Below are 15437 nucleotides of genomic sequence, written 5' to 3' on the forward strand. Positions count from 1 at the left end.
ACATCACAGCGCATCGCGCCGATGGTCCTGCTTGTAAGGAGCGGGGGCAACGCGCGCCCGAACCATTTTCTGACGTTTCCCGGGTGAGCCCCAGACGATCGTTACCGCTGTTCCAGGCGTGGCGAGTGATGGTTCGATGTAGCCTAGAGACAGTACTTTGCGGAAGTGATAGCTGTACCCCGGGGAGGTGGAGATGCCGACGGTCTGTCCATGCAATTGGATCGAATCCGCCCACACCATCCAACGTTGTGGATGGGGAATATCCAGATAGTCGTATGGTTCACCTGCGCGGAAGAGCGATGCGTAGATATCGACCACATCGTCCGAGTTGAACTCCAAGGTGACACGCGTGAGCTTCTGGCCGTTCGCTGCCTCGGCCTCGAGCGCGGCACGACCGGTGAACTCGTGGTCGAACTTGACGCTCTTTCCCCAGCCGAGTTCGAAAGGGGTACGGCAGTAGTCAGAGATCTCCGCGCCGACGTAGCTTCCCTTTATGACGGGAATCAATCCCTTCATATCGAACGTCGTTCGCAAGAACTCTTGAAATCCGGCTGCGTCCGGCCCAAAGACGTCGTTCAGGTAATGCCACGTGATCGTCGGAAACGCCGCCTCAAGGTGATTGATCATGGCTGTCCGGCGACCTAGCCGCCGCATCCCAAGATTTCGTCCTGCGGACATCAGGGCGGCGTAAACCCGCGGAGCATCGGCTGCATCGCCGTGGAACTCAAATCCGACCTCGCCTGCCATGCCCTGTCGAAGCGCGAAGCACTTACATCCGTCGATGACGACGGGGATAAAGTGCATAAACTTCACATCGGTTAGCGGTGAGCCAGTTGCGTCTTGACAAACCTGGAGAGCGGTTGGACCAGAGACTTGGAACTGGAAGGTTTCGATTTGCCTCCACCTCGCATTCCAATTGCCTTTATCCAGCAGAAAGGCCGACCATGTTGCTGGACCGGCCTGAGTTCGGAATCGGTCCTCTGCCAGCCGCATAAGAATGCCCTCGCCAACAACTTTCCCGCGTGAGGAGCATTGGATCAGATGTTTCGCTTGGCCGACATCGAATTTTTGAAGACTATTTACTCCGGTATCAGTGAAGAACTGGAGCGCATCGGGGCCTTCGACTTCGATGTCCCAGAGGAAGGACCAATCCCCAATGTAGCAGGTAGTCTTCCACGACAACTGCTCATCCTGCCAGTCACTGTACTCGGACGCGCCCCAGCCAGGATGAGCAACTGGCAGGTTGCTACGTAGCATGTCGATAATTGGTTTGCTCATTTCACGATTCCATAGAAGAGCATTGCGGCGACACAACTATCGCCGGTGTCGGAGGCCATTGATCCCAGATCGCACCGCCTCTTCATCGCCAGCCCCTTCGTTCTTGGAGGCTCTGCTAGGGGCGGCCTAGCTCTACCTGGCACTCGTACACGCGGCGAGCTGTGCGAATATTTGCCGGCAAAGTTTGCCGACCAATACGCACGGTGCCACCTATCTTTCCGATGGTTCCGCCATAGGGTAAACATCGATCCTGAATGGCGAGATGGATTGTGCCCGCATGAGGCACTGGGGCGAGCATTGCTTCCGTCTGGAAGGGTTAGCGGGATCAGACGGGCTAACGCGCGCAAATCAGGCTGAACGCCGAGCAGCATCGGATCCGCAAAGTGACAGGATCCCGGCGGGTATTCACACGGACCTGGAGGTGTGCGACGGAGGGATTGCGTTGCCGGGCTCGCTCATGCGGCGGCCCTCCGGATCTGGCGCTATGACGGGCAAAAATGGGGCTGCGGCCTGATATTCAGGCTAGCCCTCCATTTACCGCCTAGACCACAACATAGGTCGCAGGTTAGTTGCCCCCACGTCTACGAGAGCAATCCAAGGCTACGTGCGCGCTCCAGTGCCTGTCGCCTCCTACGCGTCCCGAGCTTGTCGAAGACCTGTTGGAGTGACCATTTCACCGAAGCCTCCGAACGCCCAAGGGCTTTGGCGATTTCCGCGTTTCCATAGCCAACAGCGATCATTCGAAGGATCTCAATCTCCGCGTTGTTCAGTGCTCCCGTTATTGGTATCTGACAACTGTCGACCGAAAGTGCCCCGGGCAGCAGGCCGTTCGTCACCGGATGGCAAAGGGCTACCAATCGCTGATGAAACGCGGCTGCGAGCGGAGCAAGGCCGTTCGCGATCTCGGGGCGTTCCTGCAAAAGGGCCGCACAAGTCGGATCGTCCACTATCCGGCGCGAAAATTCACCCTCTACGGCCAGTTCGATAGCGCGCCGGATGTAACGCTGCGCGGCGGCCGTATCCCCTTGCATTGCTTGAAGCTGGACCAGCTCTGTCGTCCAGCGTATCAGAGCGCGTACACCACCGGTCTGTGTATGATGGCTAGCCCAATGTCTGGCTAACTGTATCGCGGGGCCGAGATCGCTTTGTAACCGAGCGGTCTGGAGCCAGCCTAGTGCCCTCATTTCCAAGATGCCGTTGGCTTGCGCATGTGGGAGAAGCTGGGTATGCGTTGAAGGTTGGCCCATCTCCACAGCAATTCGCCTGACTAGTTCAGGGCGGCCGGCTTGGAGTGCCAACGCCATCAGTTCAGCCTGAACTGTCAGCTCCAGCCGTTCAGACCTATTCTCACGGGCGTGGATGATTGCCGCGTCCGCAACCGCAATCGCTGCCTCCGTACCCTGAAGGACACGCGTCAGACGAATTCGTGTCACCCAACCGGCAATCTGCACATGAAATGGACAATGCGCATGGCTGTGCGGTAGGTACTCATCCAGAAGCGCCTCTGCCTCTGCGAGGCGGTTTATCTCGAACAGCGCTTGCGCAAGGTGAAGACCGGCGACAGCACGAACCGAAGCATCGAGCCTGCCTATAGTGTCCTTCGCCTCGAAGAGTTCTTCCAGTTGGCGCACAGCCTGCTCGCTTCGCCCCATCTGGAGATAGCAATGACTGAGCGTTGCGTGGAAATAGATTCGACTGATCGACGCTTCCGATTTATCGGAAAGCCGGGAGGCGCTCCCAGCCAGGGCGTCGACTCGGCGGAGGTTACCAATATCCGCGTATGTCGCCAAAAGTGATGTAAAGAGGCTAAGCTTGATCCACTGCGCTGCATCGGGGTAGGTGGTGAGGAGCTCTTCGCAGCCCCGCTTCACCGAAGCCAGATCTTCCATGAAGAATGAAAGGAGTACCTCCCGATGGATCAGCAGATTTCGCAACTCCTGGATCTCAGGCGTCACGCCCGTCACCTCAGCCTGGTGGTTGATTTGGAGAGCGATCGCATCAAGCATCCTGCGTGCGTCTTCAAACCGGCGCTGCACGATGTCGCGCATCACGATGGCCAGCTGGATCCGCGGCCGAGACGCGACATTCGCTTGTGGAAGGCAGCGTGCAAGCTCGACAAAAACCGCCCCATCGGTCGCATAGGAGGTATCGTATATCGCTTCCAGAGCCTCTGCGGCGCGCCCCGAATCTCCGAGCCGAATAGCGAGTCGGAATGCACCGAGATGGTCGCGATGCGCCGAAAGCCACTCGATGGCTCGCTCAGAGGCCCGCCGAAGCGACTCCGGCGATGCGTGCTGGCCTTGCATCCGGGCTAGGAACTGCGCAAACAGCGGTTGCAGCCTGAACCAGTCGTGGGTGAGATCAAGTGGCTGAATGAACAGTTGCGAGCGTTCGCATTGATTGAGCCAACTTGCCGAATCCTTGGAGCGGCGAACGGCATCGCACAACGGACCACTTACATTCTCAAGAAACGCGATTTCCCTCAGAAAAGCCTGCATCCGAGGCGGCAGTGGCGTCCAGACCTCTTGATAGAAATAGCTCCAAAGATCCGCGCGATCGCCGGTGAGTTCAGATATCGCCTTCCTGATCCTGGCGTCGCTGGATCGGTCCTCAGATTCAGGCCATAGACTGTTTCTGCCCACAAGAGACACGGCCAACGGCCACCCATCAGTGCTTGTCATTACCTCGTCGAGGCAGGACAGATTTCCTGAGGCTCCCAGGAGCCGGGAGAGGTATTCCCGCAACTCACCGCTGGTGAAGCGCAATTCAGCGGAACCAATCTCTCTGACCTGACCGTAGAGACGCAAACGAATCAACGGCGACGGCAGCTCTCCACGAGTTGCCATGACAATACGCACCGTAGGCGGCGCTGACTCGATCAGTTGAATCCACAGAGACCAAGCTGGCCCATCCTGCAAAGCCTCCAACTGGTCTGCAAAAAGAACCGCGGAGATATTGTCTGATTGAAGACGCGGAGCCAGTGCCTGCCAGAGGGAACTGAGGCTCTTAGCAGCCTCCGGATGTAGTTGCCAGGCAGCCGCGAGATGACGTAGCAATGATTCCCGATCGCTAACGAATGCAGGATGCAACGTAATCCATGCGTGATGGATGCCGTGCGACTGCACCTCTTCCTTCCATTGAGCAAGCAGCGTTGACTTTCCCCAACCGGCTGGGGCACGCAAGACAATGAATCGCGGGGGCGTCGTACGAGCATCACTGTCGTGTCGACTCAGTGACAAACGATTGCGCAGAAGGATATCGGAAGGGCAATCCGGCGACACCAGTGCAGCCGGTACCTCAGGATTCCAGGCGCAATGTTCGACTTCAGGGGCAAGACCCTGGGGCAGGCGAGACTGAATCAAGCTAGTTCTCTCCTTAAAGCAGGGGTACGGCACGATACCCATGAACTGTCAAACATTATATGGTGCTTGAGCACCATCCTAGCGCCTATCGGGATTTTCCACGACTCCCGTTCATAGTTCGACTGCCGTGGTACATCGTCTCCTGCACTCTCGCCGTCGACCTCAGGTTTCTGGCTCGCAACCGACCGGGACGCACACAGAAGGCAAGAGGCACGCAAACGGCAGGCTTGTCATGGCTTGCTCGCGGGCAGCGAGGGGAACCTGTCGCGCCGCAGGAGTGACCAAACTCCTTGAGGGCGCGTCTTGTTCAAGAGCAGGCGCCACCTCATCCGTTCGGACTCATATCGTGTGCGCGACCGACGGTAGCTTGGTTGACAGCCCTAGACGGGAAACGCTGCCCCTCCATAAGAAACGGGAGAATCACACACGTCGCGGCAGCGACAATGGGAGGCACCGAAGCAAGCTGAAATAGTCCTCCTGTAGACCAGTGGTCGGCCATCAAGGCACCGGCTACGCCCGGGCCTAACACAGCTCCAATGTAACCCACACTTCTGACGCACCCGGTCCCCGTGGCTCGAAGCTCGGCTGGATAGAGCTGGGGCGCCATAGACATGAACCCATTCAGCGAGCCGGAAAGACACGCACCGACCAAAAAGTTAAACGTAAGTTGCCAGTACAGCTCCGGACCGGTCATCGAAACGGCCAGCAATGCCGCGGCTGCGCCGAAATACGTGACCGTGATGACTCGGTACGGTGGCCACGAGATGATAAGACGGGCAATGACCAGTGAGCCCAACAGGTTCCCGATCTGCCCCGACATCGTGATCGTGATCGACTGCCCTTCGCTCAAGCCAATGCCGCGCATCAGCGCCGGTAGCCAGCTGGCGTAGAAGTACAGCGATAACATCGTGCAAAAAAAACCGAGGGCTGCCGTCCAGGTGCGAGCGCGGAGATGGCCCTGGAACAGCGCGATAACCGAGCCCTTAACAGCCCCCGAGGCTGCGCTGACATAGCGCGTGTCCTGGACCGGCTTGAATCCGGGGGCCAGCTGTTTCAGAAGAGCCGTAACCTCGTCGGTGCGTCGGCTCTTCAATGCCAAGAACTCCAGGGATTCCGGCAGAAAGTACAGAAGTACCGGCATATAGAACAGCGGCAGGATGCCGCCGATATGGAACACACCTTGCCACCCCACCGCGGGAGTAATCGCTGCCGTGATGGCACCGCCGGCGACCCCTCCCACCATGAGACCACAGTACATCACCATGCTCAGAGACGCGCGAATCCGCTTTGGGCAATTGTCCGTCACGAGCGTGAATACGACCGGAGTTGCACCTCCCAAGCCAAGCCCCGCCACAAAGCGCAGCGCGAGCAGCGCATGGAATGAGGTAGCCAGAGCAGTCGCCCACGTGCCAGCGGAGAATAGGAGCACGCAAACGATCAGTACCGGCTTGCGGCCCAGACGGTCGCTGAACGGTCCTTGGGTGAGCCCTCCGACCGCCAGCCCGAGCAGTCCAGCAGAGAAGACAAAGCCCATCTGTTGGGCCGACAACCCGAATTCCTTTGCAATTGCCGTCGCAGCGAAGCTGATCGTCAGCAAGTCAAAGCCATCGAAGAACATCACACCGGCGCACAGGCTTACCAAAGCGACGTGGAAGCGATTCAGAGAGGCGCCGTCCCTGACAGCACCTATGTCGATGGCAGTTTGGTTCGTTGGCTGATATTCCCCGATCAGGGCGGCATCTGTCGGCCTTGTGCTAGGCGAGTGGCGCATTTTGTCTCCAGCTAGCCCTTAGTAGCGGGCGTCGTTTTTGTCGTTTGGCGCTCGATGAAGAGGTGACTCTCGAGGTAACGCGAGTTTGATGAGCATCGGCTGCGCCGGCACCTATCTTTTCGATAGCCCCAACCGGGGATTTACCCGTAGATGCCCCGCCAGAAGCGCTTCGCAATCGGAAAGATAGGTGCGATCCGGTTCCACGCTCCGTACATTGCCCTTCAATAGCACTCTGCACTCCGTAGAACGAGCCTCCACACACACATGAACCCTGAACTTCGCACTGCGCTCAAGGCCCTCGGCCGTGACCTCAACCCCACTTTCATACAAGCCACCATCGCCTTGACGGCACCTCGCGCTATCCAGCCCGACCCCGTAGATGGCGATGTCATTCGTGACCAGATGTACGGCCCACATGAGCGCCACCGTCTTGACGTATATGGCGCACGAAGCGATGGCCTCCCCCGGCCTGTCCTGGTTTATGTCCACGGGGGCGGCTTCGTCGCAGGCGACAAGGGTCAAGCCAATACACCGTTCTATCGGAACGTGGGTGCATGGGCAGCCAAGTCGGGGCTGTTGGGTGTGACCATCAACTATCGCCTGGCCCCTGACTCCGTCTGGCCAGCTGGCCGCGACGATACCCTTGCCGCGGTAGCTTGGCTACGCGACCAGGTCGGACAGTGGGGTGGCGATCCGAATCGCATCTGGTTGATGGGACAGTCTGCCGGCGCGGTCCATGTCGCCGACGCCATTGCCGAGCTCACCCGCGTCGGCGAGCAGCACAGGCTCGCTGGCGCCCTGATGCTGTCAGGCCTGTACGACCTCGAGGCATTGGACCACAGTCCACTAGAGCATGCCTACTTTGGCACAGACACCACCCGATTTGCGCAGCAATCGAGCATCCGCGGGCTTGCGGTGACCAGTCTGCCGTGTTTGTACACAGTGTCCGAACTGGACCCTCTGCGCTTCCAGCGCCAGGCGGCTTGCCTAGTGGAGGCTCGCCTGACAGAGCGTGGCGAATGGCCCCGCATGCATTTCCTGGCGGGCCATAACCACCTCTCGCCCGTTCACACCCTCGGCAGCGGCGACGACGACGTCGGACCACTGCTGACCAGGTTTATCGCTGAGACAGCATGAGCCGCGTAGCTACCCGGCCCCTCCATTCCATCACCACACGATGACACGCATGACCACAGCCGAATACCCTACCCTATCCCTACATATCGACGGCCGCTCGGTTCCAGCGGAGCATCGCGACGTTCAACCGGTGTTGAATCCGGCCACCGGTGAGATCCTGGGAGAGTTACCGCTTGCCGATGCAGCGGATCTCGACCTGGCTCTGGCCACCGCGCAGAGATCGTGGCAGGAATGGAGGGTTAGCACTCCGGACCAACGTGCCAAAGTCTTGCGCGGCGCGGCCACGCTATTGCGTGAACGATGCGAGACAATCGCACGTATCGCGACGATGGAGCAAGGTAAGACACTACACGAGTCTCGTTTCGAGACAATGGCTGCTGCCGGGCTCTTTGACTTCTACGCAGAGGAGTGTCGGCGCACCTACGGGCGCGTGCTCGTTCGCCCCACAGGTACGCGAAGCGTCGTTTTGAAAGAGCCAGTAGGACCCGTTGCAGCTTTCGCGCCCTGGAACTTTCCCATCCACAATCCCGTGCGCAAGCTTAGCGCGCCAATTGCAGCGGGTTGCTCCGTGATCCTGAAACCGGCGGAGGAAGCCCCCGCTTCTGCCTTGATGGTGATGCAGGCCCTGATTGATGCAGGCCTGCCCGCCGGCGTTGCACAGGTGGTCTTCGGTGTGCCGGACCAGATCTCGAGCCACCTGCTTGCTTCGCCGATCATCCGAAAGATGTCGTTCACGGGATCCACGGCCGTTGGGAAGCACCTGATGCGCTTGGCCGCCGACAACGCGATCCGCACCACCATGGAACTCGGAGGCCACGGGCCGGTGATCGTGTTTGACGATGCCGATATCGAGCGTAGCGTAGAGTTGCTGGTCACGGCCAAATGCCGCAATGCCGGACAGGTATGCGTCTCTCCCACTCGGTTCTATCTGCAAGAGGGGGTCTACGACCGTTTTGTCAGTGCCTTCATTCAGCGACTGCAAGCAGTGAAAATCGACGATGGCCTGCGTGATGGCGCGGAGATGGGGCCGATGGCCAATCCCCGTCGCCCGGCTGCCGTGGAGGCCTTGATCGCCGATGCGCTGTCTCATGGCGCACAGCTGCGCGCCGGGGGGGAGCGTATTGACCGTCCCGGCTTCTTCTTCAAGCCGACAGTGCTGACCGACGTGCCCGCCGATGCGCGCATCATGAACGAGGAGCCCTTCGGGCCCGTGGCGATCATGTCGCCCTTCTCCACCTTCGATGATGCGGTCGCCAAGGCCAACAGCCTTCCCTACGGTCTGGCCTCATTCGCCTTCACACGATCGGCCAAGACCGCCTTGCTCATTGGCGATGCGATCGAAACCGGCATGCTTGGCATCAACACAACAGCCATGGCAGCTCCCGACGCTCCATTTGGCGGCGTCAAGGAAAGCGGCCATGGCAGCGAAGACGGACCGGAAGGCCTCGCTGCCTATTTGGTCACCAAAACAATTCACCAAGCCTGAGGAGACACTCATGACATCCCCCAACACAAAGCCGCTGCGCGACGGTGCGCCCGGATACCTGCGCATCGCCACCGAAGAGGCTTTCGTGACGTCGGAGCTTCTGCAGCGGTATCAGACCATGCTCGATCGCAATGAGATTGATGATCCGGGCTTTCGCAGTCTGTGGGGCTTTTACGGAAGCAACCCCAGTCCCCGGGCGCGCTTTGTCCTCGAACGCCTTCAGGACCTGGGCGAGATGCGCTTGGCCGATATGGATGAGCGTGGCATCGACCGTCAGATCATTGCGCTAACCTCTCCGGGCGTTCAGGTGCTGCCTGCTGCCGAAGGCACCGCCCTGGCGATCTCAGCCAACGATCAACTGGCCGAAGCGTGCCGCAAGCACCCGAACCGCTTTACCGGGATGGTGGCCGTTGCTCCTCAGGATCCCGAAGCCGCGGCCCGCGAGATCGAGCGCGGTGTTCAGAAACTGGATATGCGCGCTGTAATCATCAACTCCCACATTCAAGGCGAGTACCTGGACGCCCCCAAGTTTGCACCGGTCCTCGAGGCCGCCGAGGCCCTGGATGTACCAATTTACCTGCACCCGAACACGCCCCCCAAGGCGATGATCGCCCCCTTCGTCGAGATGGGCCTGGATGGTGCAATCTTCGGTTTCGGCGTCGAGACGGGCTTCCATGCGATGCGGATGATTACTTCCGGCGTATTCGACCGGCTTCCGCGACTGCAGGTCATCCTTGGCCACATGGGCGAGGCGCTTCCGTTCTGGCAATACCGCTTGGACTATATGCACCGTGCCACGGTGAACTCTGGCCGATATGCGTGCATGAAGCCGCTCGAGCGCAAGCCAAGTGAAGTCCTGCGGCAGAACTTCCACATCACGAACTCAGGCATGGCATGGGCACCGGCCATCAAGTTCACCCAAGAGACCATCGGACGGGACCGTACGCTCTATGCGATGGACTATCCGTACCAGTGCGACGTCGAAGAGGTCACAACCCTTGACGCGATGGACATGTCTTTGGCGGACAAGAAGATCTTCTTCCAGACTAACGCCGAGCGGCTATTCAAATTGGCCTGATCGCCCTATCGAACTTCAGGAAGAATTAGGAGACATTCATGCAAGATGCGGTTTTCCGTGAGATTCACGGTTTCTACGGCCCTGTCAAAGCCCAACGCTTCGAGGCCGATGTGTACGATTGTGAAGTCATTGGGGAAATCCCCGCCGCTGTCGAAGGTAGCCTCTACCGCGCCGGCCCCGATGCATTTTATCCAACCCTTGAGAACGACGTCGTCATCAACGGAGATGGAGTGGTCTCGGAGTTTCGCTTCACGTCGGGTCACGTCGACTTCAAGAGCCGCTACGTCAAGACGGAGCGTTTTCTCAAGCAACGCGAGGCGCGCCGCCGGGTATACGGTCACTATCGCAACCCCTACTCCGACGACCCAAGCACCGAAGGAACAGACCGCGACAACACAGGTAACACGTACGCGTTCTTCCATGCCAATCGGTTGTTCGCACTGAGGGAGGATTCGCATCCCCATGAAATTCATCCGGACACGTTGGAAACGTTGCCCAAGTGGAACTTCAACGGCAAGCTGAAAAGCACCAGCCTGACCGCGCATCCCAAGATCGATCCGGTCACCGGCGAGTGGTGGTCGTTTGGCCTCTTCGCACATGGCAAGCTCAATTGCGACATGATGTTGCACGTGATCGACCGTGACGGTAACCTGGTTCGGCAAGAGGAGTTTCAAACGCCGTATGCCGGCATTTCGCATGATTTCGCCGTTACCCGCGAGCATGTCGTCTTCGGGATCATGCCGCTTACCGTCAGCGATGACCGAATTAAATCTGGCGGTCCCTTCTATGCCTATGATCCTGAATTGCCGGCATGCTTCGGCATCATGCGCCGTGATGGAACCGCGCGAGAGATCCGCTGGTTCGAGGTTCCGCAGTGCTTCCTCGGCCACATCATGAATGGATTTACCGAGGGCAACGTGGTCCATGTCGACGCCACGATCAGCCCGGGTAACGCATTCCGGTTCTATCCTGATGTCAATGGTAAGCCGACGGATCCATCACATGGGATTCCAACGATTACGCGACTTAGCTTCGATCTGTCGAACCCGGAGAACACCTACACTCGGACGTCCTTTGCCAACGCCACTGGCGAGATGCCTCGCCTGGACGAGCGGTTTGCAATGGCCCCCTACCGCTACGGATACATCAAAACGCGGGATGGAGTTGCGCGGCTCGATTGGCAGACAATGCAACTGGCTGTGCACCGCTTCGCCGACCCCGCAGACAGTGCTCAAGAGCCCGTGTTTGTGCCTCGTTATGCCGACAGCCCCGAAGGTGACGGCTACCTTCTGTTTGTGGTGAACCGAGGGTCCGAAAATCGCGCCGATCTCGTGATCCTGGACGCGATGAACATCGAGGGCCCAGCAGTGGCTACGGTGAAATTACCGTTCAATCAACCTGGCGCGTTCCACGGCATGTTCGTAGCGCGCGGATAAGAGGAAGCCGGCCAAGACGGAGAGCCAGTCGCCCGCCTAGCCTCGCACTCCCGATCGAGGCGCGCACCGGACAGGGTTGCGCGCCTCCTAGCGAAGAGCATCCCGCTAGGATGGGTGCACTAGCGTCGCTGGCTGCGGCGACCCAGGATTCTTCTGGGCTTGGCGCGTCGGCCGGACATGCCAAACCGCACGGTACGAAGATGCAGCTGCATCGGCGGAAGCGGATCTAGGATGCCTCCCCACGGCTCTGGCGACCGCGCTTTGCCGCGGGTACGGGGCTAGCCGTACGCCGTGGTTCATGCGCCCCCGCATACGTTGGAAACGGCGGCATCGGCCAGGTTGGCAACGCCATCGCCTCGTCGATAGCGAGCAGCGGTGCCCGGACCTTGTCGGCGTGGGCGGAAACCAGCCGCCCAAGCATTTGCTGTAATCCGGCGACGTTCCTAAGACCGATTGAACATGTCCAATCATGCTCGAGAGTGGCCAGTCTGGGTTCGACTGCCAGTAGGACATCTCGCCCCAGGACGGTTACGCGGTATTGCTTGTGGCTTTGCGAACTTCCGGGAGCCAACTCCATCATGTTCTTTCCGCAAAGCAGCTTGGATACCAGGGCTGCGTTGGTCACCTCGAACCCAAGCAGTCTCCTCAGCATTGCCTCTGCAATGCCGGGGTGACATAGCACCACGTGCAGCATCGCGTCCTGCCGCAAAGTCAGGCCGAACATGCCAGCCTCGCTCGTGAGCCTTGCCTCGATCGCCTGCAAACACCTACGCAAGATCCAGGAGGGGCTTTCGTGGATCCACAACTTCTCCTCGGTGGCGGCATGGTCGCCGGCTAGCACCTTCAACCAGTGGATCAACTGTTGTCGCTCAGCAGGCCCGAGTGGGGACAACAGCATTCCCTCGGCTTTTTTCAGGTCCTTTCTAGCCTCGGCAAGGTGAGATCGGCCCACCGGAGTCAAGCTCACGGGCTTCCTACGGCGGTCCTCCTCATCTGTTTCGCGAATGATCAAGCCCTGTTTCAGCAGGTTGTTGATCACCAGTCCGGTGGTAGATTTGTCTGTGCCCAAGCTGCTGGAAAGCTCGGTCTGCAGCATCGGACCCTCCGTTAGCAGGCCCAGCATTTGTATCTGGGCGGGGGTGGTCTGCTCGGAGTGCTGAAGGGCAAACAGCGCGTTCATGATTTGCTCGACCCGTTGAATCAGGAATGGCACCCTGGCGTAGAGATATCCCAGGCCTTCAAGGTCTAGCGCGATGGTCCTCTTTTGCCTCGTATTCTTCATGTCTTGACCAGATCGTTATGCCGCGCCCCCGAGCTCCGACAAGGCCAAATGGGCACGGCTCGGAATGCGGGCAGAAAATGATGCGGCGAAAGATACCGCTTCTCGCTTGTTGACACCCCAGTTGTTGACATATCACCTGAAAACAGGCCCACACCATCCTGTAGGGGCGCACCAACGCGTAGTCTCGATGCGAAACCGCCAATTGTATTGCAAACCGTCAAGCGCCCCCCTGGGCATGCCCGCGGCCGGCAAGCGTGCGGCCTGTGCCCGGGCCGCCTGTTTCCATAGCAGCCGATTGGCCATCACTTGCGGAACTCGGCAGAGTCTGGAGAAGCACCTCCTGATGACAGGTGACGCGGACGTACCGCACTGCCTAAGCGGCCTCGTCTTGTGAAGCGAGCATTCGGATGCAGTGCAGGTAGTAGTCGGCTGGCTCAGTCAAGATGGCACCCTCGCGCACCATCAGCGCCAGCTTCAGGTCCGGCGGCTTTTCGGACAGCGGCAGTGGCACCAACTGGCCAACGGTTAGCTTTGCTTGCAGTGAAGCGATGGAAAGTGGCGCCACCGCGTCAGTCTCAAGCAGCAAGCTGGCGAACAACAAGTTGGAAGTGCACCGCGTAATTCGGCGAGGTGGCGGGAGGCCGTGGCTCTCAAACAAGACAGCAAGAAAACGTGGATAATTTTCACTCGCATCCGAGTGAAGCCACTCCACATCTTGCAGTTGCGCCAGAGACGTACTCCCTGCGAGTGGACTGCTCCGACGGATAGAAAAGGCGGTGGAAAACGAAAACAGCTCGGTACAACTGACAAGTGAATCATCCGGCTGCTGTTGGAATGCAGCCAGAGCAAAATCCAAACGGCTGTTGCGCAAGTTCTCTAGCAGTTGAGCGCTGTCGAGTTCGAGAAAGTCCACGGCCACGTCAGGCATGGCGCGACGAAAGCGAGCGAACGCCTCGGGCAGCATCGACAGCCCTGCCAACGGCGACACACCAATGCGCAGATGGCCCGCCCTGACCCCGCGCAATTGCGCCATGTCCTCCTCGGCCCGCTCCAATTCGTGCACGATCAGGCGTGACCGCGCCAGTAACCTCTGGCCCTCTCCAGTGATAGTGAGCCCCCACGTGTTTCGGATCAGAAGCGCGACGCCCACCTCTGTTTCCAGCTCGCGCATGGTCTTCGTGATCGCGGGCTGCGTCACGCATAGCGCGCGGGCCGCACCGTTGATGCTCCCGTGCTCAGCGATGGCTACCAGTGCGCGAAGTTGATGCAGCTTCATTCGATGGACTCCCTCTGCGTGGAGAACTTCCAATAACTCGGGGTTATTGCTATCAACATTTGTGCTTAGTCATGCGAGGGCAATTTTCATAGTATTGCACATCACCTAAATGAGGATGCTCGGATGCCTGCCCAGATTGGTATTGTTCCTGAAATACACGCTGCCGCCCCGGCCTTCGTCGCGCTTCGCCGCGACATTCATGCCCACCCCGAACTCGGCCATGAAGAGTTCCGCACCAGCAAGCTGGTGGCGGACAGGCTGCGCGAATGGGGATATGCAGTGACAGAGGGCATCGGTGGAACCGGAGTAGTCGGGCAACTTAGCGTGGGCGAAGGTAGCCGCCGGATCGGTATCCGTGCGGATATGGACGCGTTGCCGATTTCGGAAACCACTGGTCTACCTTATGCAAGCACGTTTCCGGGAAAGATGCACGCTTGCGGGCATGATGGCCACACGGCAATCCTCCTTTCCGCAGCATACTACCTGGCCAATACACGTGGGTTTAGCGGCACCCTCAATTTGATCTTTCAACCGGCCGAAGAGGGCCTCGGCGGTGCAGCCCGCATGATAGAAGACGGCCTGTTTGATCGCTATCCCTGCGATGCGATCTTCGCACTGCACAATGGTCCAGGTTTGCCGGTGGGGCATTTCGCGGTACGCGAAGGAGCAATGGCGGCTTCCTCCGATTCTGTCTCCATCACCTTGACGGGAAAGGGCACGCACGGAGCTATGCCGAATTTCGGTCGCGATCCCATTGTGGCCGCAGCGGGCATTGTCATGGCCCTGCAGACGATCGTCTCACGCAATCTTCCCGCGACTGAGGCTGGCGTGATAACAGTTGGCGCGCTGCAAGCAGGCAGCGCACACAACGTCATCCCAGACACAGCGCAGATCCTGCTGACAGTGCGCTCGCAAGACCGAGAGGTCCGCGACGCCATGGAGCGCCGCCTGCGGGAACTGGTGGATCTGCAAGCGCGCAGCTTTGGTGTAAGTGCCGAAATTGAGTACACCAACGTGTCGCGCGTGCTGGTCAATACACCTGCCGAAACACGATTGATGCGTAGTGTCCTTGAGGAATTGGTGGGCGCCGACCATGTGGTGGAACCACCCAAAGGCATCATGGGTAGCGAGGACTTCTCCTGGATGCTGGAGCAACTCCCCGGCTGCTACGTGGTGCTGGGGAACGGCGCCGGATCTCAAGGTGGCTGCATGGTGCACAACCCCGGTTACGATTTTAATGACGAGGCCCTTTCGCTAGGCGCCTCGCTATGGGCACGCTTGGTCGAGCGCTATCTGATCGCCGACGCATCCCGCGAAGCATAGCGCACGTG

Annotated in this window: 10 protein-coding genes; 5 read left to right on the forward strand and 5 right to left on the reverse strand. The window is 59.2% G+C overall.

Features of this window, described 5'->3' with window-relative positions; translation table 11 throughout:
* Nucleotides 1-3 precede the first annotated feature (3 nt).
* From ACYP5B_RS25180 to ACYP5B_RS25190, 3 genes are all read right to left on the reverse strand, one after another.
* Complete coding sequence (locus ACYP5B_RS25180) at nt 4-1278, reverse strand: glycine cleavage T C-terminal barrel domain-containing protein (RefSeq protein WP_459571487.1); 1275 nt, start codon at nt 1276-1278, stop codon at nt 4-6.
* A gap of 581 nt (nt 1279-1859) precedes the next feature.
* Entirely contained in the window at nt 1860-4640 is a 2781-nt protein-coding gene (locus ACYP5B_RS25185) for a LuxR C-terminal-related transcriptional regulator (protein ID WP_459571488.1), read from the reverse strand.
* Between the two features lie 325 nt (nt 4641-4965).
* Nucleotides 4966-6411: an MFS transporter gene (locus ACYP5B_RS25190; protein WP_459571489.1), complete on the reverse strand. Its 1446-nt coding sequence runs from the start codon at nt 6409-6411 to the stop codon at nt 4966-4968.
* Between the two features lie 264 nt (nt 6412-6675).
* On the opposite strand from ACYP5B_RS25190, the gene ACYP5B_RS25195 reads away from it, so the two are divergent.
* From ACYP5B_RS25195 to ACYP5B_RS25210, 4 genes are read left to right on the forward strand one after another with little or no spacing between them, the layout of a single operon-like run.
* Nucleotides 6676-7548 carry an alpha/beta hydrolase gene (locus ACYP5B_RS25195; RefSeq protein ID WP_459571490.1) on the forward strand — a complete coding sequence of 291 codons (873 nt, stop codon included), beginning with the start codon at nt 6676-6678 and terminating at the stop codon, nt 7546-7548.
* Between the two features lie 49 nt (nt 7549-7597).
* Complete coding sequence (locus ACYP5B_RS25200; protein ID WP_459571491.1) at nt 7598-9034, forward strand: NAD-dependent succinate-semialdehyde dehydrogenase; 1437 nt, start codon at nt 7598-7600, stop codon at nt 9032-9034.
* Nucleotides 9035-9044: 10 nt separating this feature from the next.
* The gene (locus tag ACYP5B_RS25205) at nt 9045-10112 is read left to right on the forward strand and encodes an amidohydrolase family protein (protein ID WP_459571492.1); all 1068 of its coding nucleotides are present in this window, start codon (nt 9045-9047) and stop codon (nt 10110-10112) included.
* Between the two features lie 38 nt (nt 10113-10150).
* Nucleotides 10151-11548 (forward strand): carotenoid oxygenase family protein, encoded by a 1398-nt coding sequence (locus tag ACYP5B_RS25210; RefSeq protein WP_459571493.1) that lies wholly within the window; start codon nt 10151-10153, stop codon nt 11546-11548.
* 226 nt (nt 11549-11774) lie between these two features.
* Here the strand turns inward: ACYP5B_RS25210 and ACYP5B_RS25215 are convergent, their stop codons facing one another.
* Together ACYP5B_RS25215 and ACYP5B_RS25220 are read right to left on the reverse strand one after the other, a co-directional pair.
* Entirely contained in the window at nt 11775-12830 is a 1056-nt protein-coding gene (locus ACYP5B_RS25215; RefSeq protein ID WP_459571494.1) for a MarR family winged helix-turn-helix transcriptional regulator, read from the reverse strand.
* 373 nt (nt 12831-13203) lie between these two features.
* The gene (locus tag ACYP5B_RS25220) at nt 13204-14106 is read right to left on the reverse strand and encodes a LysR substrate-binding domain-containing protein (protein ID WP_459571495.1); all 903 of its coding nucleotides are present in this window, start codon (nt 14104-14106) and stop codon (nt 13204-13206) included.
* A gap of 123 nt (nt 14107-14229) precedes the next feature.
* On the opposite strand from ACYP5B_RS25220, the gene ACYP5B_RS25225 reads away from it, so the two are divergent.
* Entirely contained in the window at nt 14230-15429 is a 1200-nt protein-coding gene (locus ACYP5B_RS25225) for a M20 aminoacylase family protein (protein ID WP_459571496.1), read from the forward strand.
* Nucleotides 15430-15437 lie beyond the last annotated feature (8 nt).

The organism is Cupriavidus sp. 8B (assembly GCF_054589115.1).